Origin of the sequence: Polaromonas sp. (assembly GCF_049790275.1) — a bacterium.
GTDB lineage: Bacteria > Pseudomonadota > Gammaproteobacteria > Burkholderiales > Burkholderiaceae_C > Polaromonas.
On the sequence record NZ_JBAQYR010000122.1, the window covers coordinates 1 to 24,213 of the forward strand.

Sequence of the window (24,213 nt, forward strand, 5' to 3'; positions counted from 1 at the left end):
GTTCGGCCTGCTGGCGCACCTGGGCCTGACGCGCCGGCAGATCCTCGCCCTGGTTGCCGGCGAAGGCGCCGCCTGGACGCTGGCCGGCGCCTTGGCGGGGCTGGGCCTGGGCCTGGGCGTATCACTGGTGCTGGTGCATGTGGTCAACCCGCAGAGTTTTCACTGGACCATGGACCTGGCGCTGCCCTGGGCACGCCTGCTGGCACTCTGCGCGGCAGTCATCCTGGCCGGTACCGTCACCGCCTGGCTGGCCGGGCGCGCTGCGGCGGGTAGGGACGCAGTGCTGGCGGTCAAGGAAGACTGGTAGCGCCCTGAAACTGCGGCTTGGCTATCTGTCGAGACTGCGCGATTCGCTTTTTCATTTGCTTACCAACTGCCCGATTTTTGACAGTGAAAATTTGTGAATTGTCATGACTTCGTCGCACCGCACGCGCATCATGAATATCTCACTCGAGGAGATCTTCACCATGGCATCCGCTCAATTTCGCATTGAAAGCAGGGACCCTCTGCGCGGCAGCCTGCTGCCTCCGGCCTCGCTTCAGCAGCTCTACACCAACCAGTCACTGGCCGTGGCCGTGGCGGTGAAAAGCCTGACCGATCCCACGCGACAGGACATTCGCGTGGTGCATGTTCCCAGCGGTGAAGTAGTTTTCCAGACGTCGCAGCATTGACCTGCATCCCACTATCCTGCGACGCCTCCCTGACGGAACTGCTCCAGCGTCAGCAGCAGGTTGCGCGTGGCACCATCCACCGCTTCGATCGGCCTGTGCACCACGGCCGTATGCCGCGTCAGCAGCGGCTTGAGCGGAACCACCTGCACACCCTGATGCACCAGTGACCCGGCGGGCTGCTCCAGCGGCAGCACCGCCGCACCGTAACCGGCGGCCACCAGGCTTTTCATCGCTTCGTTGTAGTTGAGCTCGATGCGCGTGCGCGGGCTCAGCCCCGCGTTGGCAAACCACTCCATGGTCAGGTGGTACATGTGCGTGGTCGAATCGTTGAAGATCAGCGGCCGCGCAGCCAGCCACTGCGGCGTGATGCGTTTGGGCACCGTCCAGTGTTTGGGCACAAAAGCCATCATCGGGTCGCTGCGCCAATGCGTCATGACCACGCCCGGCCGGGGAAGCTGCGGCGAGGCCACCAGCCCGACATCGATCGTGCCCTGGCTGAGCCGTTCCATGGCCTCGCTGGAGCCGAGGATGCTGACCTCGACATCGATGTCGGGGTGCGCGCGCTCCATGGCCTTGAGCACCTCGGGCAGCAGATACACCAGCACGCCGGTGGAGCTGCCCAGGCGCACACGGCCAATGCGGCCCTCGACATGGCGCTGCACTGCGTCCACCGCGTCGTCGGCATCACGCAACAGGCGCCTGGCGCGCTGCACCAGCACCGCACCGGCGGCTGTGGGCTCCACCCTTCTGCCGCCGCGCAGCACCAGCGGCGCACCCAGCCGGCTTTCCAGCTCGCTGACATGCAGGCTCACCGTGGGCTGGGCCAAGTGCAGCGCGCGTGCCGCTGCTGAAAAAGTCCCCAGGTCGGCAATCGCGACCAGGGTGCGGAGTTGGTCGAGGTTCAGTTCACGCATCAGCAATCCTGATAGTTTTGATCAGAAAACTCAACTTCCACAATACCATGATAAATCGCACCATTGGGTACTTCAACTCAGGAGTACCACCATGCTGTACAAGACCGTTGGCTTTCCATTTCCTGCGCTGGCGCGCGGACTCGCGCAGATGACGCGCGTGTTGCCGCGGTGGCCGACGCAGGACAGGGGCCTGCGTCGCAGCCGGGACGAACTGGCGCAAATGAGCGCGCGGGAACTGAACGACCTGGGCATAAGCCGCGGCGACATTCCCGCACTGCTTGATGAACCAGTGGCCTGGCGCAGGGACAGGCGCTAGTGTTGTGCGGGGGGCAAAAAATCAGTGCATTGCGCCATCAACCGGCGTAGCATGGAGGCGGATACTCCCCAAGTATTTCCCGGAGGTGCTGCATCATGAACATCGTATTGGCTGCCATCGTTCTGGCCCTGGTCTGCCTGCTGGTGATCTGGCTGCTGCCAAGCTGGCGTGCGCTGAGTGCGCAACTCGGCAACCTGTTCCCCAGTGCACCCACTCCTGACACGGGCTTCGGGGCGAGCAAACCGGCGCAGCGTCTGCGCGCCGGCAAACAGCCCCCCGTGCATGCGCCGGCGCACCTGCATGGCGCCAAGCGGCACACCGTGCTGCCGCACCAGGCGCGGGGCCGTTAGGCAACCCACCCACCACCTTGCTGCGCAGCAAGGTGGGAAGAAGTCAGTGGGTGATGACCACCAGCACGCTGCAGGGCGCGTGTTCGATCAGCGACTTCGACACCGAGCCGCGCCACCAGCGCGCCGCCCAGCCCTCCAGGTGTTTGTGGCCCACCACAATCAGGTCGGCACTGATTTTTTTAGCGTACTTGGTGATCTCATCCACCGTCTCGCCCACCACCACCTCGCCTTTCGCCTGATGGCCCGCCCCGGCCAGCTGTCGCAGACCCTCGTCCAGGATGGCGGTGTACTTCTCCTTCTCGTGCTCGGCCAGGCTTCTGTCGTACACACCGCCTTCCACACCAATGAGGTCCATGTAGAGCGGCGTCACGGCAATCAGCGTCAGCGAGGCCTGGCTCCACTGCGCAATCTCCTGGCAGTCCAGCAGCGCCTGCTGCCCGGCCTTGGAGCCGTCATAGGCCAGCAAAATCTGTTTGTACATGTTGCATCTCCCGCATAGAGTCAAAGAAAAGGTTTCACGAACGGTTCAAGGATAGACCTTACATTCCTGCCCCGCAACCGCAACTCTCCCTAGCTCTGCCATGGCATTCTTGCTGCGAGAATGATTCGATGCGCCCCGCCAACACCCTTGCCCGCCCCCCCTCCAGCCTGCTGCGCCGCCGCCTGCTGCTGGCCGTAGGCATGACGGGGCTCGGCACAGGCACCGGCCCAGTCAGCGCATTGCCCGCGAGAGCGTTGCAGTTTCCGCGCGATTTTGGTGCGCATCCCGATTTCCGCACCGAGTGGTGGTACATCACCGGCCATGCAAGCTCGGGTTCGCGCGAGTTCGGTTTTCAGCTCACCTTCTTCCGCTCGCGCGTGGATGCCACGCAAGGCATGGTGTCGAAGTTCGCCGCGAAGCAACTGATTTTTGCGCATGCCGCCGTCACCGACGTGCTGGGCAACAAGCTCTGGCACGACCAGCGCATAGCCCGCGAAGGTTTTGACATCGCCAGCGCCAGCCCGCAAGGCATGGCCATCAAGCTGCGCGACTGGTCACTGCAGAGCCAGGGCCGTATTCATCGCGCCCACCTGCCGGCTGCCGACTTTGCGCTCGACCTGGCATTTGCCGAAACGCAGCCGGTGCTGCTGCAGGGCAAGCAGGGCCTGTCGCGCAAGGGGCCCGAAGAAAAGCAGGCCAGCTATTACTACAGCCTGCCGCAGCTGGCCACCAGCGGCAGCCTGCAGGTCAAAGGCCAGAAATTTGAAGTCACCGGCAAGGCCTGGCTGGACCATGAGTGGAGCGAAGAGCTGCTGCATCCCAGCGCCACAGGCTGGGACTGGATAGGCATGAACCTCGACGACGGCAGCGCCCTCACCGCCTTTCGCCTCCGTGACAAGGAAGGCAATGCCGTGTGGGACGGCGGCTCTTTCCGTTCTGCAAAAGGAGATTTCTTTGCCTTCAGCCGCGGCGAAGTGATCTTCAGGCCCGTGCGCCGCTGGAAAAGCCCGCTGAGCCAGGCCAGCTATCCGGTGGAATGGCTGGTGCGCACGCCGGCCGATATCTACACCGTGCGCGCCGTTATCGACAACCAGGAACTCGACAGCCGCCAGTCGACAGGCGCGATTTACTGGGAGGGTCTGAGTGAATTGATCGACAGCAATGGCAAACGTGTCGGGCGCGGGTATCTGGAGATGACGGGATATGCGGCGGCGTTGAGGTTGTGATGAATGGTTTTGGACATTTAACCCGGATACCTGAGCATCAACGGTTATGGACATTAGCAGCCGATGGCCGCTCTGGGCCCAAAGCAGACATCACAACTCAAGATGGAAGCAGCGGTGACGCCAATATCCGCAGACAAAAAAGGCCGGCACTTGCACCGCCGGCACCAACTGTCTTGGAGACTTACCTTGTTGTTTTTGACTTGACATGGTTAAGCTTGACTAAAAGAAGTCAGAACGATGACGCAGCCCCAAATCCAGCCCGGAAGAGGACTGATTGGCGCCTGCGGTCGCACCGTTCAACGCGGCCGTGGCGCCACCGCTGTTGCGGACGCGAGCGTACGTACCGTAAAGAGAGGTGCGCTTGGGCAGGTTGTGTACGTCCGGAGGCGTCATCAGATCAAACGTCGCGTTTCCGGCACCGATATCATGCCGCCTGGCATAACGACTTGCGCGAATATGCGCCAGCCGCCTACGTTCTGCCCAAAAATGGACATCGATTGGTAGGTACCGAACGCCGGGTAAAAGGCATTTCCGCCGAAGGCAACGGGAAAGTTACCCGCGCCTGAGCCGAACACGCCGACTGGAGCGAGTGCGGCATTGGGATGATTTGACATTACCGCGGCGCCGACGCCTGGCACGAGCCCCATCAATTGATTGGCGAGCACGCCGCCAGCGAGGCCGGGCGCTGGGGTTATATGAGACGCATAAGTTACGCCGCCGTGCCGCGCGAGGCAGAATGCGCACCCGGTAAGTTGCGTCGTCACCATCCAAGTCGGCATCCCCGCAAAATCAATACCCTGCATGTTTGCGAAGGTAGGCGCGGGCAGCGCCACAGGCACGGCCGGCGGATTGTTCAAGGGACCCCGTCCCGGAACCTGCCCCCAGTGGAGCGCGGGAACACTTACGGCGTTGAACTGATGGTCCGGAAGCGCTGCGTGTGCGATCGCGGTTATCTGAAACCTTTGATTGGCCGGCACATACATAAAGCGAAAAGCCACAACGTTCTGGTAGGCTGGCGCTGGCCCCGTCAGCAAATTCTGACCGTGAACTGTCCCTTGAATGAGAAGACGATGCCGCTGGATGAACGCCAGCGGATTCGGCGCGAAATGCTGGTTGAAAACGTGCGAGATGCCGGCTGGTGAGGCGACCGCTGCGGCAAAGAACATGGCGTCTTCGAGTGCTGCGGCGAGGTTCCCAACCGGCATGCTCATCGCGGCCGCTTCCTGCGGCAAAGCTCCCGCCGCGCCGCGCGAGCCGATGGCCGCCCAGAGCATCGCGATGGCACGCCGCTGCTGGCGCGCTGCTGCCGTGCCCGGAGCTACGCCGATCACGACGTGGTTCTTCACGGAGATGCTGTCAACCATGGTGTTGAACCTCGCCTTCTGCACGGGCGTGAGCCGTGGGAACTGCGCGTTGATCATGGCAACGATGTCAGTCCTGATCGCCAATGGCAGCGCAATGCCGCCAATCCCCGCAGCGTAATTCAGGACTACGTTAAGGGTATCGTTGTAGCGGGTGCTGCGGAAGTAGGGCATCAATTCCGTTCATGTTGGGTTGCGGGCGTCTTACCATCAAATGCATCAACGACTATGCATGAGTCGTCAGCAAGATTTTATGATTCGCGCGAGCTAAGTAGGCTGTTTTTTAAATAAACACACGTATTATTTTTGATTAATTCGGTCGCGTATGGCACTAGCCGCTTTGATTGCACGCTTGTTGTATGGCACGGGCATGCGCTTGATGGAGGGAATACGGCTTCGCATCAAGGATGTGGACTTTGACCGACGTGTGATCATCGTGCGAGAGGCCAAGGGCGGCAAGGATCGTGTGGTGATGCTGCCGCAATCCCAAATTGCCGCGTTGCGGTCGCAGATGCAGGTTGCACGTTCTCAGTGGAAGATAGATCGTCACGCCCAACGAGGTGGCGTGGAAGTGCCCCATGCTTTGGAGATAAAGTATCCCCACGTAGGACATACTTGGGGTTGGTTTTAGCTATTCCCTTCACCCACGCTGTCGATTGATCCTCGAAGTGGCGTGCAACGGCGGCACCATTTGTATGAGGACCGTGTGCAGCGTGCGCTCAAGAAGGCGGTGCAGCTCGCGGGTATTGTCAAACCGGTCTCAGTGCACACTTTGCGACACAGTTTTGCAACGCATCTGCTGCAATCGGGTAGCGACATTCGCACAGTTCAGGAACTGTTGGGCATAGCGATGTATCCACCACCATGATTTACACCCATGTGTTGAAGGTTGAGGCCGTGCAGACAATGAGTCCGCTGGATTCGATCACTGGTGAGCAAGGAATGTCTGCTTTGCGGTGAGGCAGTCGTAAGTCTGCTATTGGCCGAAAGCGGACGTCACAACGAACAATCAGCCAAAAAGCCAATGCAAAAACACACCGTGGCAGTTGCGCGGTGCTCAGGATGCACCAAACATTCCAGGAAATCTTTCCGGAGTTGCTGAAACTCTTCTCCTGCAGTCACCTGGAGCAATTTCATCCTGTCGAAACGATCTGCCCAGGCATCCAGGATCTCGCGGCTTGCCGACCCGGTGAAGGACAGTTCCCGGTCGTTCAACGAGAGTTCCTTCATCCCGTGAAACCCTGCCATCCTCATCTGAGACGCCAGCTTGCTTCCCATCGAGAAGTCGTACCGCTTGGCAGCCAAAGCTTCCGTCGTGAAGGTTTTCAGGGTTTGCGCGGACTGCGCTGGAAGTGGCTCGTGGCCGAACATGTCGTCCACCTCTGTCAGCGCGAGCCAACCGCCTGGCTTTAGAGCAGAGCGCCAATTCCGCAGCACAGGTTCCAGATCCGGAAAATACGCGGCAACGAAGCTGGACCAGATTCCATCAACTGACCCGGCTGGAAGAGTATCTCGGGCATCACCGAGAAGAAATGTTGCGCGTGGAATGTTTTTGCTTCGAGCTACCGCCAAAAGCTCCGGGTTCAGCTCAACGCCAACAACGGTAGCGCCCCGTTCAGCCAGATCTTTCGATTGAGTTCCAACGGCGCAGCCTAGGTCCAGCACCTTTTTCCCATTCAGATTTGGGAGGGCGCCATAAGCAGTTTTCCAGTCGCGCCACGCGGACTGGCGTTCGTATTGAGCCGCGATATCCATGCCACACTTTACCGTGGCCGTCGCTCGCTCCTGGCCCCGAATTCACATCAACGGATTCGCTGCGTCATAGAGGTCTCAGGCGAAGCAGCTACCGGCGTATATTTTATGCCTCCAGCCCTTTCCACACCTGCGCCAACAGCTATCAAATACATAGCAACTTGACCCGCTCTTCCGAACGCGGCGACCTGGGAATGGCAGGGTACACATCGCCACTGCGCCTGTGATTTCCTGAAGCAACATCCTCGCAAACTCCGACGGTATGAGGCCCGTCGGCTGTGCAGGCCATGCGCCCTAAACTGCCAGCTGCCGCGCAAGCGCAACGATGCCGCGCAGGCCGAGCAGGTAGGACTGCGGCCCCAGGCCCTGGATCGTTCCTTTGACCGCCGGTGAAATGATGGAATGGCTGCGCCAGGGTTCACGCGCCGCGATGTTGGACATGTGCACTTCCAGCACCGGGAAAGGCATGGCCTTGATGGCGTCATGCAGCGACACGCCGTGCTGCGTCAGCCCGGCGGGGTTGATCAGGGCTCCCTGCGCCGCGTCCATGTGCAGATGCAGGAAGTCAATCAGCGCACCCTCGTGGTTGGACTGAATGGTCTCCAGCGTCACCTCCAGTTCGGACGACAGCGCCGCAAGCTGGCTGTTGATTTGAGCCAGCGTGGTGGTGCCGTAGATGTGCGGCTCACGACGTCCGAACAGGTTGAGGTTGGGGCCGTGCAGGACAAGAATTTTCATGGCGTTCAGAACTTGGATACGCGCTCCAGCTCGGTCTTGAACAGGGTCACGACGGCTGGGTCATAGGCAGCGGCAAACTTGTCGTAGACCGGTTTGACTTCAGCGCGCATTTTGGCGAGTTCGGCGGCTGGCAGGTCGTTGTAGATCATGCCCTTGGTCTTGAGTTCGCCCAGGGCCTTGCCGGAGATTTCCCGGCTGACAACGCGCTGGTAATTCTGCGCTTCGATGGCGGCGTCCTGCAGCAGCTTCTGCTCCACCGGCGACAGCTTGTCCCAGAAACGCTTGCTGATCTGGACCGGGTTGGTCGCGCAGACGTGGTTCGTGCCGCTGACGTACTTCTGCACCTCGTAGAGCTTGCTCGACAGGATCACCGCGAAGGGGTTCTCCTGGCCATCCACGGCCTTGCTTTCGAGCGCGCCGTAGAGCTCGGCGAAGGGCATCGGCAGCGGGTTCGCCTTGAAGGTTCTGAAGGTTTCCAGGAACACCGGATTCGGGATCACGCGCAGCTTCAGGCCTTCCAGGTCCGATCCCTTCATGATGGGCCGCTTGCTATTGGTGACATTGCGAAAACCCAGGTCAAAAAAGGCCAGCACAATCACGCCCTTTTCCGGCAGCTTGGCGGTGAGCATCTTGCCCAGCGGGCCGTCGACCAGTGCGTCCGCCTGTTTGGCGTTGGCGAAGAGGAAGGGAAAGTCGAGCAGGCCGAATTCCTTGACGATGCCGTTCAGCGAGGTAGTCGACGCCACGAGCATTTCCTGCACACCGCCTTGCAGCGCCGATTGTTGCTGCAGCTCGTTGCCCAGCTGGGATGAAGCGAATTCCTGCACCTTGATCTTGCCGCCGCTCTTGGCTGCGACGATCTCCGCGAACTTCTTCACGCCGAGACTGGTCGGGTGGTCGGCATTGTTGAGGTGGCCGAACTTGATGGTCCGTTCCTGGATGTCCTGGGCGATGGCCACAGACGCAGAGAGGAGCAAGGCGGCGCACAGGGCGGCGCGGCGGTGCAAAACGGTGTTCATGGGTTTGTCTCCGGTTGGAATTGGAAAATGGCGAAATTGGGAAAAGGCATCATAACTTCAATTATGGAATGTCATTCCAATTTGGAACAACGTTTCTTTTTTAGTATGATGACCCGGAAGATGGAGAATCCAAGGCATGACCGGCCCCCTCGAACGATCGTTTGCAATCCTTGAATATTTGGCGTCTTATCCCGAGGGGCTGCCGCTGGCGTCCATCGCGGTAGACCTGGACCTGCCGCGCAGCGCCTGCCACCGGCTGCTGACCGACCTGGTGCGCTGCGGCTACGTGCGCCAGTTGCGCGACCATGGCGACTACGCGCTGACCAGCAAGCTGGCAGCGCTGGGCCTGACTTACTTGAGCAGCTCGGGCATTGTGGACATTGCCCAGCCTCTGATCGACCGGCTGGCAGCTTCGTCGGGCGAGCTGGTGCGCCTGGCGATTGTGGACGGCGAGCGCCTGACCTTTGTGGCCAAGGCCCAGGGCGCGCGCTTTGGCCTGCGTTACGACCCGGACATGGGCATTGACGTGCGGCTGTCGTGCAGCGCCGGCGGCCATGCGTGGCTGATGACCATGAGCGACGAACAGGCGATGGAGATTGTTGCGCGCCAGGGCTTTGGCGACCCCAAGCAGTACGGCCCCAAAGCGCCCACCACCATCAAGGCCCTGACCAAAGTGCTGCAGGAAGACCGCAAGCGCGGCTTCAGCCTGATCAACGAAATGTATTCGCCCGGCATGACGGCGATGGCAGCACCGGTGCGCAGGCGCGGCGAGCCGGCTATTGGCGTCATCACCATTGCCGGCCCGCTGATGCGGTTGACCGAGCAACGCATGCTGGAGCTGGGCCCCGAGCTCTTGGCCGCAGCCGATGAGCTGGGCATGGCCAGCACGGCCTCACCGATGTTCTCGCGCGGCAGCTTGAAGGCACCTGTGCCCGAGCCATCCTTGCGCTGAAAGACCCCATGCCCTTTTTAGGCAAGGCAGCGGTGGCCATGTGGTGGAACATGGCACCCGAACACCGCGAAGAATTTGAAGACTGGCACTCGCACGAGCACTTTCCCGAGCGCATGGCCATACCGGGCTTTTTGCGCGGCTCGCGCTGGGCGCATGCGGATGGCGGCGAGCGCTTCTTCGTGATGTACGAGCTGGACGACTACGCCACGCTCACATCCAGCACCTACCGCGAGCGCCTGAACAACCCGACGCCTTGGTCCACCCAGATGATGCCGCGTCATCAGGGCATGGTGCGCAGCCAGTGCCGTGTGCTCCACAGCGCAGGTGGCGGCATCAGCCGCTTTGCGTTGACGCTGCGCCTCTCCCCGGCGGAGGGTCGCGAGACGGCGCTTCAAAACCACCTTGCGGAAGCTGCCACCACTTTCACCACACAGCCGGGTGGCGCAGCCCTGCACCTGCTGGCCACCCAGACGCCTGACACACCTCCCACACTGGAGCAGCAAATACGCGGCGGCAAGGACGCCGCAGCCGACTGGATTGTGGTGGCGATGAGCTACGCAGCCGAAGCGCTGGAAGCTCTGCAGCGCGGCGCACTCAGCCAAGCACAAATGCTGGCACATGGCGCACGGCCTGGGGGCATCACGGGCATGTACCAGCTTTCCTACACGCTGGCTGCGCAGGACTTGCGTTAGGCCCCGGTTGCCATCCCGGACCCGGATCAAGTCCGGATCAGGCCTGATCCGGGGATCCATGCCCCCGTCAACCGCGGCCCCACGCTCAAATTTGCACCCGCGTCCCCAGTTCAATCACACAATTGTTGGGCAAGCGAAAAAACGCAGCCACGCTTCCGGCGTTGCGTGACATCAGCGCAAAAAGTGCTTCACGCCAATGCGCCATGCCAGCACCTTTGGTCGGCACCACAATCTCGCGGCTGAGGAAATAAGACGTCTCGAACAGGTTGATGGGCAGGCCTTGTGCCTGGCAAAGCTCCAGCGCTTTCGGGATATCCGGCGTGTTGATGAAACCGTAGTTGACCTGCACCCGCCAGAACCCGGCGACCAGCGGCGTCACCTGGACGCGCTCCTCAAACGGAATCCAGGGCACGTCCTGAAACACCACAGTGAGAATCAGGTTGCGCTCGTGCAGCACCTGGTTGTGTTTGAGGTTGTGCATCAGGGCCTGCGGCACGGTGTCGGGGTTCGCCACGGCGTAAACCGCGGTGCGCGGGATGCGATGCGTGCGATCTGCGGCCAGCGCTGTGATGAAAGGCAGGAGTTCGGGATCATCGCGCCGCATGCTCTCCATCAGCAGCTCGCGACCGCGCCGCCAGGTGGCCATGATGATGAAGATGGCCACGCCCAGCACCAGCGGAAACCAGCCCCCCTGCCAGAACTTGAGAGAACAGGAAATCACCAGCAGCAAATCGAGCGCCAAAAATACGCCGGTTGCTGCAAGCGCCAATGGCAACGGGTAGCCCCAGGCATGCCGAACCACAAAAAAAGTCAACACAGTGGTCACCAGCATGGTCACCGTCACCGCAATGCCGTAGGCCGAGGCCAGTGCTGACGAACTGCCAAAGCCGACAACTGCCAACAGTACGGCCACCAGCAGCAGCCAGTTCACCTCAGGCATGTAGATTTGCCCGGCCTCTTTGGCGGAGGTGTGCTGCACCAGCATGCGCGGCAGCAGCCCCAGCTGCATGGCCTGCTTGGTCATCGAATAAGCACCGGAAATCACCGCTTGCGAGGCGATCACCGTAGCCAATGTGGCCAGCACCACGGCAGGAATCAGCCAGCTCTCGGGGAACAGGCGATAAAAGGGGTTCTCCAGCGCGGACGGGTCACGCATCAACAGTGCACCCTGCCCCATGTAGTTGATCGTCAGCGCCGGCAGTACCAGCCCCATCCACGCGAACTGGATAGGCCGCTTGCCGAAGTGCCCCATGTCCGCATACAGCGCCTCGGCACCGGTGAAGGCCAGCACGATGGCCCCAAACGCAACAAACATGTGCCAGCCCTGTGCTCGCAGAAATGCAAACGCATGCAAGGGATTGAGCGCCGCCAGAATGGCCGGCTGCTGGATGATCTGCAGCAGGCCTGTGAGAGCAAGCACACCGAACCAGAGCAGGATGACCGGCCCGAACATCTTGCCCACAGTGCCTGTTCCGTAACGCTGGACGGCAAACAGGCTGATGAGAACCGCTATCGAAACGGGAAGCACGTAGGGCTTGAGTACCGGTGTCACCACCTCCAGCCCCTCAACCGCGCTGAGCACCGAAATGGCCGGCGTGATCACGCTGTCGCCATAAAACAGCGAGGCACCAAAGACACCTGCCAGCAGCAGGATCACGCGCCGCTGCGGGGTCTTGCCGGCCGCCTTGGCTGCCAGCGCGGTCAGGGCCATGATGCCGCCTTCACCGCGGTTGTCGGCGCGCAGGATCAACAGCACGTACTTCAGCGTCACCACCATCATCAGGCCCCAGAAGATGACAGAGGTGGCACCGATGAGATGCACCGCGTCCAGCGGAATGCCGGTGGCGGGGCTGAAAATCTCTTTCATGGTGTACAGCGGGCTGGTGCCAATGTCGCCGTACACCACACCCATGGCGCCCAGGGTAAGCGCTGCCACGCCCTCGCGGCTTGAAGTCTTGGTCATAACCATCCATCAACAGTGAACATGGCTTCACTGTCGCTGCCAAGGCATCAGGAACGCATAAGGACGCGCTGGATCAGGCTGAGGCCAGGCGGTAACCCACGCCGGTTTCCGTCAGGAGATGGCGCGGCTCGGCCGAATCGCGCTCTATTTTGGCGCGCAGCTGGGCCATGTAGAGCCGCAAGTAATGGGTGTGTTCGGTAAATTCCGGACCCCAAACATCCACCAGCAACTGCCGATGCGTGACCACCCGGCCGGCGCTGCGCACCAGCCGCGCCAGCAGCTTGTATTCGGTTGGCGTCAAATGCAGTGCCTCGCCCTCAAGCGTCACCACGTGCGACTGCAGGTCGATGCGCAAGCCATCCAGCTCATGCACAGTCACCGCTGCAGCCAGGGCTGTGCCACGGTGCCGCAGCGCCACTCGGATGCGTGCCAGCAATTCGCCGACGCTGAAGGGTTTGGTCAGGTAGTCGTCGGCACCCGCATCGAGCAGCTGGATTTTCTGCGCTTCCTGATGGCGCGCCGAAACCACAATGATGGGAATGGCTTTGCTCTTGCGCAGCTCGCGCACCAGCTCCACGCCATCGCCGTCGGGCAGGCCCAGGTCCAGCACAACCACATCGGGCAGGTGATGAGCCAGCATGGCGCTCGCCTCGCTCAGTGACACAGCGGTCTGCACCTCAAAGCCTTCCACAGACAGGGATGACCGCATCAGTGCCCGTATTTCCCGGTCGTCCTCGACGACCAACACGCGCAAGGTCATGGCAACTCCCCTTGCGGCGGCTGCGCCTCAACCGGCAAGGTCAGGGAAAAATTGCTGCCGCCGCCGTTGCGCCGCCTGAGCGTCAGGCGCCCGCCATGCGCCTGGGCGACGGCCCGGCACACCGCCAGACCCAGACCCGCACCACGCGCGCCGGGGTGGTCCCCGCGGGCGTAGGGCTCAAAAACGGTGTGCTGCTCGGCCTCGGAGATGCCGGGTCCCCTGTCCTTGACCGAGACCACCAGTTCGCCAGAGCCGGTGCTGACTGCCAGGTCAATCTCACCTTCGCTGTACTTCAGCGCGTTTTCAAGCAGGTTGCCAAGCAACTGTGCGAGCAGCACCGGGTCAGCCTTCACCAGCGGCAAGCCCTCCGGCACGCTGGACTTGATGCGACGGCCCGGATCGCGCTGGCGCACCCGTGCCAGCACCGCACCAACGATTTCTTCCATGGCTTCCCAGTCGCGCCGGAGCTCCTGCGTCGAACTCGCCAGCCGCACAAGCTGCAGTGTGTTCTCGGTCACCGTGGACAGGTAGGAAGCTTCACCTGCGATGCTGGCCAGCAAGCGGTCCTGTTCTGCAGGGTCCAGCTTGTCGCGCTGGGTCTGCAATGACGAAGCTGCGCCAACAATGGCCGCCAGCGGTGTGCGCAGGTCGTGCGATATCGCCGCCAGGAAGGTGTTTTGCAATTGTTTTTGCTGCACCTCGTTTTGCGCGGCCAGCATGGAGGATGTCAAGCGCAGACGCCACAAGGTCTGCGCCAACAAGGAACACAGCGCATGCGCATGCTGCCGGCCATCCTCGTCCGCAGCCAGGGCAGGCTGCACGCAGGCCGCGCCGGTAACTTGTCCCTTGTCGCCCAAAGGCAGGTACCAGGCGTTAAGGCCCGGCCAGCGTCCGGTACCCGGCCCCAACACTGCTGCATCGGCCATGCATTGGCGCATGCCATCCCGCACGGACGGCTCTAGCGCGTCTGCACGTTCCAGTTCATTGCCGGCATTCCCCAGCGCCAGGAAACAGGGCCCGAAAAAGGCTGCATCCAGCGCCGACCCGCCCAGCGACAGCACCTCATCTGCCTGGCTGGCATTGGCAATCTCACCTGCCAGAATCTGCAACTGCCGCGCCCGCCGTTCGTTCAGGCGGGCCGTCTCCGTCTCACGCCGCAGTCCGGTGGCAAGCCGGTTGATCACCATCGCAACGGCCAGCATGGCAACCAATGCGATAACGTTCTCCCGGGAGTCAACCACAAAGGTCCAGCGTGGCGGCACAAAAAAGAAATTCACCGCGGTCACAGCCCCCACCGCACACACAGTCGATTCAATCCAGCCGAGTCGGTAGGCTGCAATCACCACTGCCAACACATACACCATGGCCAGGCTTGTAAGTGAAACGTATCGATCCAGTACAAAACCCACGGCAGTGGCGACGACCAGCAGCAGTGCTACGACAGTCCAGCTTCTGACTGAAGGGGAACTTTGCGCGGTAGCTTCGTGTGCACTCATCATGCGCCAGCGTAACACCAGCTGTATCAAGATTGCATTAGGAATGAGTGCGTGTCCGGCGCAAAAACATCCATTTCTTCCAACATCAACACCGTTCGCCTTGTCATCGTCAAACCAGCGGCTCGACAGACGCCAGTCCACCGGCGCGATTTACTGGGAGGGCTTGAGTGAGCTGATCGACAGCAATGGCAAGCGTGTCGGCCGCGGGTATCTGGAGATGACGGGGTATGCGGCGGTGTTGAGGTTGTGATGGCTGTGTGACTAGCTTGCCAGCGAAAATATGTATCTCGATCGCTGTCAAATCCGCATGACGCTTTCGACGAAAGAACTGAATATTTTGGGCCTCCAGCCCTTGATTTGCGAGCACAATCAGCTATCAAACACATAGCAATTCGACACAATCGCTGGGGCACAGGCAGTTGGAGATCACAGGCCATGCACCGCCCTTGCATATGAAAGTTTTTGCATGGGCACCCCATCGGGTCGCTGTCGATCGATCTGGCCGTTTTTACGCTTTTTTTACAGCCGATTGATAAATCTCATCCCCGCTTTTACGCGCCGGTAGCCAAACTCCAACCATTCATTTGATTCAGGAGCTGTTATGGACATGGCGTATTTAACCCTTGCCGCCGGGCTGTGGGGGGTAATGGTGTTATTGGTCTGGGGTTTCCAGAAGCTTGAGCGGCCTGCAGGGGGTCGGCCATGATCAGCCTCGAAATTCTTTATGGCTTTGGTGCCACGTGTGCCATCGCGTTGCTGGCTTATCTGGTCTATGCGCTGATCTACGCAGAGGAGTTCTGATGAGCAGCTCGGCATGGGGTCTGCTGGCCCTTTTTCTCGGTGTTTTGCTGGTGGCAGCCTGGCCGCTCGGCATCTGGATCGCGCGTTTAAGCTCCGGCCGTCTGCCGGGCTGGATGCTGCGCGTTGAAGCGCCTTTGTTCCGCCTCGCCGGCACCTCGGCGGACCAGTCCATGAAGTGGTCGCATTACGCGCTGTCGCTGCTGGCTTTCAATGCGCTGGGGGTGCTGGCGGTGTATGCCTTGCAGCGCCTGCAAGTGTGGTTGCCGCTGAACCCGGCCGGCATGGCCGCCGTGACACCCGACTCGGCTTTCAACACGGCCGTCAGTTTTGTCACCAACACCAACTGGCAGGGCTACGGCGGTGAAACCACCATGAGTTACCTGACACAGATGCTGGCGCTGGCAGTGCAGAACTTTCTGTCGGCTGCCACGGGCATCGCCGTGGTGTTTGCGCTGTTCCGCGGCTTTGCCGCGCGCTCGACCAGTGTGATCGGCAACTTCTGGGTGGATGTGACACGCATCACCGCCTGGCTGCTGCTGCCGCTGTCGCTGGTGTTTGCCGTGTTTCTGGTGGGCCAGGGCGTGATCCAGAACTTTGACACCTACAAGGAAGTGACGACACTGGAAACCATCAACTACCAGGTACCCAAAAATGGTCCTGACGGCCAAGCCCTGAAAGATGACAAAGGCGCCCCCGTCATGGAAGACGCCAAGACCGACAAGCAGACCCTGGCCATGGGCCCGGTTGCTTCGCAGGAAGCCATCAAGATGATAGGCACCAACGGCGGCGGCTTCTTCAATGCGAATTCGGCGCATCCGTATGAAAACCCGACTGCGCTGAGCAATTTTTTCCAGATGCTGGTGATTTTCCTGATCCCGGCAGCGCTGTGTTTTGCCTTCGGCCGCGAGGTCGGCGACCTGCGCCAGGGCTGGGCCGTGCTGGCAGCCATGACAGTGATGTTCGTGATTGCGGTGGCGGCCATTGTCCCGGCCGAGCAGGTCGGCAACCCCTTGCTGACGCCGCTGGGTGTGGACCAGACGGCCAGCGCGCTGCAATCGGGCGGCAACATGGAAGGCAAGGAAACCCGTTTCGGCATCAACGCCTCCAGCCTGTTCGCGGTGATCACCACGGCGGCGTCATGCGGTGCGGTCATTGCCATGCACGACTCCTTCACGCCGCTGGGCGGCATGGTGCCCATGGTGATGATGCAACTGGGTGAGGTGGTGTTCGGCGGCGTAGGCACCGGCCTGTACGGCATGCTGATATTTGCCATTCTGGCGGTGTTCATTGCCGGCCTGATGATCGGCCGCACACCGGAGTACCTGGGCAAAAAAATCGAGTCGCACGACATGAAGCTGACCTCGATTGCGATATTGGTCACGCCGATTCTGGTGCTGGCGGGAACGGCCATCGCCGTGGTGGCCGGCGCCGGTCAAGCGGGTGTTGCCAATCCCGGTGCCCATGGCTTCTCGGAAATCCTCTACGCGCTGAGCTCGGCGGCCAACAACAATGGCAGCGCCTTTGCCGGCCTGTCGGCGAACACACCGTTTTACAACACGCTGCTGGGCCTGGCGATGTGGTTGGGCCGCTTCGGCGTGATTGTGCCGGTGCTGGCGATTGCCGGCAGCCTGGCTTCCAAAAAACGCCTGCCCACCACCCCGGGAACCATGCCGACCCATGGCCCGCTGTTCGTCTTCCTGCTGATTGGCACGGTGCTGCTGGTGGGGCTTCTCAATTACGTGCCGGCGCTGGCGTTGGGCCCGGTGGTCGAGCATTTGATGCTGTGGCCTGGTCGTTGAACCGCCGAAAAACAAGGTCAATGTTATGAAAACGAAAACTTCCCTGACGCTTTTTGATCCTGTGCTGCTCAAGCCAGCCATCAAGGCCTCCTTCACCAAACTGAGCCCGCGTGTGCAATGGCGCAACCCGGTGATGTTTGTTGTTTACATCGGCAGCATCGTCACCACCTTGCTGGGCCTGCAGGCGCTGCAGGCCAAGGGAGAAGCCCAGGCAGGCTTCATCCTGGCCGTGGCGCTGTGGCTCTGGTTCACCGTGCTGTTTGCCAACTTTGCCGAAGCCCTGGCCGAGGGCCGCAGCAAGGCGCAAGCGGCATCGCTGCGCAACCTGAAAAAAAGCACCTGGGCCAAGAAGTTCAAGGAACCCGCGGGCAAAATTTTCCACGGCACTACCTGGCTGCCGCAGCAAGCCGAGAACCTGCGCAAGGGTGATGTGGTGCTCGTCGATGCGGGCGACATGATTCCGCTGGACGGTGAAGTCATCGAAGGCGTGGCATCGGTCGATGAAAGCGCCATCACCGGCGAATCGGCCCCGGTGGTACGTGAATCGGGCGGCGACTTCTCGGCGGTGACCGGCGGCACGCACGTGTTGTCGGACTGGCTGGTGGTACGCATCATGGTGAACCCGGGTGAATCGTTCCTGGACCGCATGATCAGCATGGTCGAGGGCGCCAAACGCCAGAAGACACCGAATGAAGTGGCGCTGACGATTTTGCTGGTGGCGCTGACCATCGTGTTCCTGGTTGTGACCGTCACGCTGTTGCCTTTTTCCATCTTCAGCGTGGGCGCCGCAGCAACCGGCACGGTGGTCAGCCTGACCGCGTTGATCGCCCTGCTGGTGTGCCTGATACCCACCACCATTGGCGGCCTGTTGTCGGCGGTCGGCGTGGCCGGCATGAGCCGCATGATGCAGGCCAATGTGATTGCCACGTCCGGCCGTGCGGTGGAAGCAGCCGGCGATGTGGATGTGCTGCTACTGGACAAAACCGGCACCATCACCCACGGCAACCGGCAGGCCACCACTTTCCTGCCGGCACCTGGCGTGTCCGAGTCCACGCTGGCAGCCCGTGCAAAGCAGGCTTCCATGGCCGACGAAACACCGGAAGGCCGCAGCATCGTCACGCTCACCCAGAAAATTCATGCAGCGCAGCCCCTGACCAGCGAAGCGAGCGAGGTTCCGTTCACGGCGCAGACCCGCATGAGCGGGGTGGATGTGCACAACAGTGACGGCAGCACACGCCAGCTTCGTAAGGGGGCAGTGGATGCCATCCGCAAACACGTGGAAGCGCTGGGCGGCAGTGTGCCTGCAGAAGTGCTCCGCGCTTCCGAGGAAGTTTCGCGCCGTGGCAGCACGCCGTTGGCGGTGGCCGACGGGAATGTGGTGCTCGGCGTGGTTGAGCTCAAGGACATCGTCAAGGCCGGTATCAAGGAACGTTTTGGCGAGCTGCGGCGCATGGGCATCAAGACCATCATGATCACCGGCGACAACAAGCTCACGGCGGCGGCGATTGCGGCGGAAGCCGGCGTGGATGATTTCCTGGCCGAAGCCACGCCGGAGGACAAGCTCAAGCTGATCCGCCAGTACCAGGCTGAAGGCCGGCTGGTGGCCATGACGGGCGACGGTACCAACGACGCGCCGGCCCTCGCACAGGCCGATGTGGCGGTGGCCATGAACAGCGGAACCCAGGCGGCCAAGGAAGCCGGCAACATGGTGGACCTGGACTCGAACCCGACCAAGCTGCTGGAAGTGGTGGAAACCGGCAAGGCGCTGCTGATGACGCGCGGCTCCCTGACCACTTTTTCCATCGCCAACGACGTGGCCAAGTACTTCGCCATCATCCCGGCGATTTTTGTGACCACTTACCCGCAACTGGCGGCACTCAATGTGATGCGCCTGGGCAGCCCCAACTCGGCGATTCTGTCGGCGGTGATCTTCAACGCGCTGATCATCATGTTCCTGATTCCGCTGGCGCTCAAGGGCGTGAAGTACCGCGCGGTGGGTGCTGCCGCCCTGCTGCGCCGCAACCTGCTCATTTACGGCCTGGGCGGTCTGATCGTGCCTTTCATCGGCATCAAGGCGATCGACCTGTTGCTGGTGGCCATGAAGCTCGCTTGACGGGCACCCCAAGGAAAATCCATGAAAAACATTCTTCGTCCCGCCCTGGTACTGTTCCTCGTCCTCACGCTGGTGACCGGCGTGGCCTACCCGCTGGTGGTCACCGGTGTGGTGCAGTCGCTGTTTCCGTCGCAGGCAGGCGGTAGCCTGATCCTGCGCGACGGCAAGCCGGTGGGCTCGGCACTCATTGGCCAGAACTTCAGCGACCCGGGACATTTCTGGGGCCGCCCTTCAGCGACCGGCCCAATGCCTTACAACGCAGCAGCCTCCAGCGGCTCCAACCAGGGCCCGCTCAATCCGGCACTGGTCGATGCCGTCAAGGGCCGTATCGAGGCACTCAAGGCTGCCGACCCCGGCAACACGGTGCCCGTTCCGGTAGACCTGGTCACCGCCTCGGCCAGCGGGCTGGATCCGCACATCAGTCCTGCCGCGGCCAGCTACCAGGCGGCACGGGTGGCCAAGGCGCGCGGCCTTGCACCGGAGAAGGTTCAGGGCCTGGTTGAACAGCAAACCGAAAAGCCGCTCGCCGGCTTCCTCGGTGAATCACGTGTCAACGTGCTCAAGCTCAATCTGGCTCTGGATGCTCTTCGCTGAGGTGGTGGTCTTTACGCCTTTTTGACGACCCGCCAACGAATCTGTTTCCCGTTTTTATGCCGTGACATCCAGAATTCTTCTCTGGTTCCAATGAACCGTTTATCAAGAGGACATCATGGCTTACGCCGCTTATCGTGAATCGTTTGGTGCAAATCGTTGTGACACTCCGACCGAGGAGCATGGGCAAATCCAAGAGCTTGTCGTGCTGGACTTCACGGTTCCCAGCCGCGACGCTTTCGCGGTGCGCCGCCTGCTGGCCAGTTGCCCCGACACGGGCGTTGTGCGCTGCGTACCGCGGCCGCACGACAGCCGGGTCCGCCTGGAAATCCAGTTGCCGGCGGACCGGGTGCCTGAGGTCATGCACGTCCTGATGATCTCTTTGCCGAGCGGTGAAATGGGCGCGCTGACCTCGTGGCGGCGCCATCTGACCGGGCACGGAATGACCCATGGATTCTGACCTGTTGCGGGCCTTGTGTGCGCTGGCGGCCTTTGTGCTGCCACTTGGCGTGGCCTGGTTCATTGTGGCGCGCGACCAGCAGGCAAAAAAGCACATGGCCGGGCGACCGCGCTGGCTCCGGCGGCATCGCAGGTGAAAGCGAAGGGAGCGCCCAGTGGTACCCTGCGCAAGGCAGCATCCGGCATTTGACCCACCGATGGCAACAACACTGCATGGCATATAACCCCGATTCTCGGCCTGACCCGGACCAGCTTCTCGACCAGCTCCGGGAGCATGAAGCACGAGCGAGCCGCGGCAAATTGCGCATCTATTTCGGCGCCAGTGCAGGCGTCGGAAAAACCTATGCGATGCTCAGTGCCGCCCGGCACGAGCGCAAAACCGGACGCGACCTCGTGGTGGGCGTGATTGAAACGCATGGGCGCGGCGAAACCGCCGAGCTGCTGGCGGGGCTGCCCCAGTTGCCGCTGCGTCAGGTGCCCTACCGCGGCCGAATCTTGCAGGAGTTCGACCTGGATGCGGCGTTGGCGCGCAAGCCAGCCGTGCTGCTGGTCGACGAACTCGCGCACAGCAATGTCGAGGGTTCGCGCCACCCCAAACGCTGGCAGGACGTCCAGGAGTTGCTGGAGGCAGGCATCGACGTCTGGTCGGCGCTCAATGTCCAGCATCTGGAAAGCCTCAATGGCACCGTGGGGGCCATCACAGGCATCCGGGTCCATGAGACGGTGCCGGACACGGTGCTGGATGCGGCCGACGAGATCATCCTGGTGGATGTGACGCCGGACGAGTTGATGGCACGACTGAAAGCCGGCAAAGTCTATTTGCCCCAGCAGGCCGAGCGCGCAGCGCAGAACTTCTTTCGCAAGGGCAACCTGATTGCCTTGCGCGAGATTGCCCTGCGGCGCACGGCCGAGCACGTGGAAGACGATGTGCGCAGCTACCGGGTGGAGCAATCCATCGCACCGGTGTGGAACACCGAAGGCGCCATCCTCGCCTGTATCGGACCGCGTGAGGGAGCCGAACAGACCGTGCGCACTGCAGCGCGTCTGGCTGGCCAGCTCAATGTGCGCTGGCATGCGGCTTACGTGGAAACGCCGCGCCTGCAGCGCCTGGACGTGGTGCAGCGCGACAGGACGCTGGCGGTGATCAAGCTGGCCGAAGAGCTAGGTGCGGTGACGGCCGTGCTGGCGGGCGCAGATGCAGCGACCGAACTGGTGGCTCAGGCGCAGTTGCTCAACTGCGCTGTCCTGGTGGTCGGAAGGCCCCAGCTGTCGGGCTGGTCAGCCCTGTGGAACAACCGCACCATGACCCGCCGACTGGCCACGCTGGCACCCACGCTGGACATTGTGGAAGTGGGCCAAGCCGAAAGCGCCAGACGCTTTGCCCCGGCCGTGCAACGTACGGGTGAAGAGGACGCGACGGCCTGGCTTGGCAGCCTGCCGCGTTATGCCTGGACCATCGCCAGCAGTGTGGGCATCACGCTGCTGGCCACACCCCTGCTGAAGTTTTTCGACCTGGCCAATATCGTCATGCTGTTTCTGCTCGGGACGGTGCTGGTTGCGCTGAAGTTCGGGCGCGGCCCGGCTGCGCTGGCGGCCTTCCTCAATGTGGCGGCGTTTGACTATTTTTTTGTCCCGCCGCGCCTGTCCTTTGCTGTCAGCGATGTGCAGTATCTGGTGACCTTTGCCGTCATGCTGGTGGTCGGTTTGCTGACCGGGCAGTTGACGGCCGGCTTGCGTTTTCAGGCCAGCATTTCTTCCAGCCGGGAACGCCGCGCACAGTCCCTGTTCGAGCTGACACGCGAACTGTCGGCCGCTCTGCTCTCTTCGCAGGTGGCTGAGCTGGGCGAAGCGGCGGTACAGCGCAACTTCGGCGGACGGGCACTGGTGCTGAGCACCGATGCCAAAGACCAGCTGGTGTTTCCGGCACTGGCACCGACGGGCTTCGATGCCAGTGTTGCGGACTGGGCGTTTCGCAATGCGCAGGCCGCCGGTCTGGCCACTTCCACCCTGTCGGCCCAGACCTGGCACTACATTCCACTGAAAGCGCCGATGCGGGTGCGCGGCGTGCTGGCCCTGCAACCCGCACAGCCGCGCTGGTTGTTGATTCCCGAGCAGCTGCAGCAGCTTGACACGCTGGCGCGGCAGATCGCCATTGCCCTGGAGCGGGTGCACTACGTGGACATCGCCCAGCAGGCGGTGGTGCAAATGGAGTCGGAGCGGCTGCGCAACACGCTGCTGGCGGCCATCTCGCATGACGTGCGTACACCGTTGACGGCGCTGATCGGCCTGGCCGAATCGCTGCAGCGCTCCCTGCCGCCGCTGGACAGCCGGCAGGCGGAAATGGCCCAGGCGATGACACAGCAGGCGCGCCAGCTCAGTGCCCTGGTGACCAACCTGCTGGACATGGCGCGCCTGCAGCATGGCGAAGTCAACCTGCACAGCGAGTGGCAGTCTGTCGAAGAAGTGGTGGGCTCGGCCATCCGCGCCGCACAGCCCGCGCTGGAACACCGGGCGGTGCAAACCGGTATTCCACCGGATATGCCGCTGGTGGAATTTGACGCTGTATTGATGGAGCGGGTGCTGGTGAACCTGCTGGAGAATGCCGCCAAATATGGTGCGCCGCCGATTGAGGTCCGCGCCCGCGTCACGTCGGACAGCCTGGTGCTGGGTGTGCGTGACCATGGGCCCGGGCTGCCGGCCGCACTGAGGGGGCGCGAGGCCGAACTGTTCGATAAATTCACCCGGGGCCAGACCGAGTCCGCCACGCCGGGTGTCGGACTCGGTCTGGCCATCTGCAAAGCCATCGTGGACGCGCATCGCGGCCATATCGAGGCTGGCAACGCCCCCGGTGGAGGGGCAGAATTCGCCATCACCCTGCCACGGCGTTCCCCGCCAGAGCAGACACCCGAATAAACTTCCCGCATGTCTCACCCCGTTGTTGTTGTCATTGAAGACGAACCGCAGATCCGTCGCTTTGTACGTAGCGCGCTGGAGGCTGAGGGCTGGCAGGTGTTTGAGGCCGACACGGCACAGCGTGGCTTGAGCGAAGCCGGCACACGCAAACCCGACCTGCTGGTGCTGGATCTCGGGCTGCCTGACAGCGACGGCCTGGACCTGATCCGGGACGTTCGGGGCTGGTCAGGCGTGCCCATCATTGTGTTGTCGGCACGTGCCGATGAAGCCGACAAAATCGCCGCGCTGGACGCCGGCGCCGACGATTACCTGACCAAACCCTTCGGCGTCGGTGAACTGCTGGCCCGAGTGCGCGCCAACCTGCGACGGCCGCGGGCCGCCACCGCCGACGGCGGACAAGCCGAAGAGGCAGCGTCGGTGTTCCGTTTCGGCGAGGTGGAAGTGGACCGCCAGGCCCGGGTGGTGCGCCGCAGTGGCGTGGAAGTTCATTTGACGCCGATCGAATACCGGCTGCTGAGCATGTTGATGGCCAATGCAGGTCGGGTGCTGACGCACCGCCAACTGCTGCGGGAAGTATGGGGGCCTTCCCACGCAGAGCAGAACCACTACCTGCGCATTTATATGGGGCATCTGCGGCAAAAACTGGAAATCAATCCAGCCCAGCCACAGCATCTGCTGACGGAAACGGCGGTCGGTTATCGCCTGCAGATGGCCTGCCCCTGAATTCCGTGGGTGGCCCTGGCAGCCGTGACAACTGGTTGCGGCATTTCATGCATGCTTCAGGCTCGCAGCCCTTGCCAACCGGTCGTTGCAAGCTATCAAACACGTAGCATTTCCACCATGGCA

General features: G+C 61.9%; 24 protein-coding genes and 2 pseudogenes. 17 read left to right on the forward strand and 9 right to left on the reverse strand.

Translation table 11 applies throughout. The features are described 5' to 3' along the window. Together WA904_RS16985 and WA904_RS16990 are read left to right on the forward strand one after the other, a co-directional pair. A partial coding sequence (locus WA904_RS16985; RefSeq protein WP_425198313.1) for an FtsX-like permease family protein occupies positions 1-307 on the forward strand: 307 nt, incomplete at its 5' end. 160 nt (positions 308-467) lie between these two features. Then, entirely contained in the window at positions 468-671 is a 204-nt protein-coding gene (locus tag WA904_RS16990) for a hypothetical protein (RefSeq protein WP_425198314.1), read from the forward strand. 11 nt (positions 672-682) lie between these two features. Here the strand turns inward: WA904_RS16990 and WA904_RS16995 are convergent, their stop codons facing one another. Further along, a complete protein-coding gene (locus tag WA904_RS16995; protein ID WP_425198315.1) occupies positions 683-1,585 on the reverse strand; it encodes a LysR family transcriptional regulator in 903 nt (300 codons plus the stop codon). 91 nt (positions 1,586-1,676) lie between these two features. On the opposite strand from WA904_RS16995, the gene WA904_RS17000 reads away from it, so the two are divergent. Further along, on the forward strand, positions 1,677-1,901 hold the full coding sequence (locus WA904_RS17000; protein ID WP_425198316.1) for a DUF1127 domain-containing protein: 225 nt from the start codon (positions 1,677-1,679) through the stop codon (positions 1,899-1,901). Positions 1,902-1,996: 95 nt separating this feature from the next. Then, positions 1,997-2,251, forward strand: coding sequence for a hypothetical protein (locus tag WA904_RS17005; protein ID WP_425198317.1), 255 nt, complete (start codon positions 1,997-1,999; stop codon positions 2,249-2,251). Positions 2,252-2,294: 43 nt separating this feature from the next. Here WA904_RS17005 and WA904_RS17010 read toward each other — a convergent pair whose 3' ends face one another. Continuing rightward, positions 2,295-2,732 (reverse strand): universal stress protein, encoded by a 438-nt coding sequence (locus WA904_RS17010; protein WP_425198318.1) that lies wholly within the window; start codon positions 2,730-2,732, stop codon positions 2,295-2,297. Positions 2,733-2,860: 128 nt separating this feature from the next. Here WA904_RS17010 and WA904_RS17015 point away from each other — a divergent pair, with 128 nt between their 5' ends. Beyond that, positions 2,861-3,958 (forward strand): lipocalin-like domain-containing protein, encoded by a 1,098-nt coding sequence (locus WA904_RS17015; protein WP_425198319.1) that lies wholly within the window; start codon positions 2,861-2,863, stop codon positions 3,956-3,958. Positions 3,959-4,350: 392 nt separating this feature from the next. On the opposite strand, the gene WA904_RS17020 is transcribed toward WA904_RS17015, so the two are convergent. Continuing rightward, positions 4,351-5,493 carry a hypothetical protein gene (locus WA904_RS17020; RefSeq protein WP_425198320.1) on the reverse strand — a complete coding sequence of 381 codons (1,143 nt, stop codon included), beginning with the start codon at positions 5,491-5,493 and terminating at the stop codon, positions 4,351-4,353. Positions 5,494-5,659: 166 nt separating this feature from the next. Between WA904_RS17020 and WA904_RS17025 the strand changes: the two are divergent. Then, positions 5,660-6,279: pseudogene (locus tag WA904_RS17025) on the forward strand (integron integrase); the annotation flags it as partial. Between the two features lie 36 nt (positions 6,280-6,315). Here the strand turns inward: WA904_RS17025 and WA904_RS17030 are convergent. The 3 genes from WA904_RS17030 to WA904_RS17040 form a co-directional block, all read right to left on the reverse strand. Continuing rightward, positions 6,316-7,074 (reverse strand): class I SAM-dependent methyltransferase, encoded by a 759-nt coding sequence (locus tag WA904_RS17030; RefSeq protein ID WP_425198321.1) that lies wholly within the window; start codon positions 7,072-7,074, stop codon positions 6,316-6,318. Positions 7,075-7,365: 291 nt separating this feature from the next. Then, positions 7,366-7,809 (reverse strand): type II 3-dehydroquinate dehydratase, encoded by a 444-nt coding sequence (locus WA904_RS17035; protein ID WP_425198322.1) that lies wholly within the window; start codon positions 7,807-7,809, stop codon positions 7,366-7,368. A gap of 5 nt (positions 7,810-7,814) precedes the next feature. Then, positions 7,815-8,828: a TRAP transporter substrate-binding protein gene (locus tag WA904_RS17040; protein WP_425198323.1), complete on the reverse strand. Its 1,014-nt coding sequence runs from the start codon at positions 8,826-8,828 to the stop codon at positions 7,815-7,817. 136 nt (positions 8,829-8,964) lie between these two features. On the opposite strand from WA904_RS17040, the gene WA904_RS17045 reads away from it, so the two are divergent. Together WA904_RS17045 and WA904_RS17050 are read left to right on the forward strand one after the other, a co-directional pair. Next, on the forward strand, positions 8,965-9,780 hold the full coding sequence (locus tag WA904_RS17045; RefSeq protein ID WP_425198324.1) for an IclR family transcriptional regulator: 816 nt from the start codon (positions 8,965-8,967) through the stop codon (positions 9,778-9,780). Between the two features lie 8 nt (positions 9,781-9,788). Next, entirely contained in the window at positions 9,789-10,472 is a 684-nt protein-coding gene (locus WA904_RS17050) for a hypothetical protein (RefSeq protein WP_425198325.1), read from the forward strand. Between the two features lie 85 nt (positions 10,473-10,557). Here WA904_RS17050 and WA904_RS17055 read toward each other — a convergent pair whose 3' ends face one another. From WA904_RS17055 to WA904_RS17065, 3 genes are all read right to left on the reverse strand, one after another. Then, complete coding sequence (locus WA904_RS17055; RefSeq protein WP_425198326.1) at positions 10,558-12,435, reverse strand: potassium transporter Kup; 1,878 nt, start codon at positions 12,433-12,435, stop codon at positions 10,558-10,560. A 73-nt stretch (positions 12,436-12,508) separates the two neighbouring features. Further along, on the reverse strand, positions 12,509-13,195 hold the full coding sequence (locus tag WA904_RS17060) for a response regulator (protein ID WP_425198327.1): 687 nt from the start codon (positions 13,193-13,195) through the stop codon (positions 12,509-12,511). Further along, positions 13,192-14,691, reverse strand: coding sequence for an ATP-binding protein (locus tag WA904_RS17065; protein WP_425198328.1), 1,500 nt, complete (start codon positions 14,689-14,691; stop codon positions 13,192-13,194). Before WA904_RS17065 ends, WA904_RS17060 begins: the two co-directional genes overlap by 4 nt. A 112-nt stretch (positions 14,692-14,803) precedes the next feature. On the opposite strand from WA904_RS17065, the pseudogene WA904_RS17070 reads away from it, so the two are divergent. The 9 genes and pseudogenes from WA904_RS17070 to kdpE form a co-directional block, all read left to right on the forward strand. Next, positions 14,804-14,941: pseudogene (locus WA904_RS17070) on the forward strand (lipocalin family protein); the annotation flags it as partial. A gap of 452 nt (positions 14,942-15,393) precedes the next feature. Next, on the forward strand, positions 15,394-15,492 hold the full coding sequence (gene kdpF, locus WA904_RS17075) for a K(+)-transporting ATPase subunit F (protein ID WP_425198329.1): 99 nt from the start codon (positions 15,394-15,396) through the stop codon (positions 15,490-15,492). Next, complete coding sequence (gene kdpA / locus WA904_RS17080) at positions 15,492-17,291, forward strand: potassium-transporting ATPase subunit KdpA (RefSeq protein ID WP_425198330.1); 1,800 nt, start codon at positions 15,492-15,494, stop codon at positions 17,289-17,291. Before kdpF ends, kdpA begins: the two co-directional genes overlap by 1 nt. A gap of 25 nt (positions 17,292-17,316) precedes the next feature. Further along, on the forward strand, positions 17,317-19,404 hold the full coding sequence (gene kdpB / locus WA904_RS17085) for a potassium-transporting ATPase subunit KdpB (protein WP_425198331.1): 2,088 nt from the start codon (positions 17,317-17,319) through the stop codon (positions 19,402-19,404). A 21-nt stretch (positions 19,405-19,425) separates the two neighbouring features. After that, positions 19,426-19,998, forward strand: coding sequence for a potassium-transporting ATPase subunit KdpC (gene kdpC, locus WA904_RS17090; RefSeq protein WP_425198332.1), 573 nt, complete (start codon positions 19,426-19,428; stop codon positions 19,996-19,998). 115 nt (positions 19,999-20,113) lie between these two features. Then, entirely contained in the window at positions 20,114-20,455 is a 342-nt protein-coding gene (locus WA904_RS17095; RefSeq protein ID WP_425198333.1) for a hypothetical protein, read from the forward strand. Continuing rightward, positions 20,445-20,591, forward strand: a complete 147-nt coding sequence (locus tag WA904_RS17100) for a hypothetical protein (RefSeq protein ID WP_425198334.1) — start codon at positions 20,445-20,447, stop codon at positions 20,589-20,591. The genes WA904_RS17095 and WA904_RS17100 overlap by 11 nt, the downstream gene beginning before the upstream one ends. 76 nt (positions 20,592-20,667) lie before the next feature. Beyond that, complete coding sequence (locus tag WA904_RS17105; RefSeq protein ID WP_425198335.1) at positions 20,668-23,367, forward strand: DUF4118 domain-containing protein; 2,700 nt, start codon at positions 20,668-20,670, stop codon at positions 23,365-23,367. Between the two features lie 9 nt (positions 23,368-23,376). Next, on the forward strand, positions 23,377-24,090 hold the full coding sequence (gene kdpE / locus WA904_RS17110; RefSeq protein ID WP_425198336.1) for a two-component system response regulator KdpE: 714 nt from the start codon (positions 23,377-23,379) through the stop codon (positions 24,088-24,090). Positions 24,091-24,213: the final 123 nt, after the last annotated feature.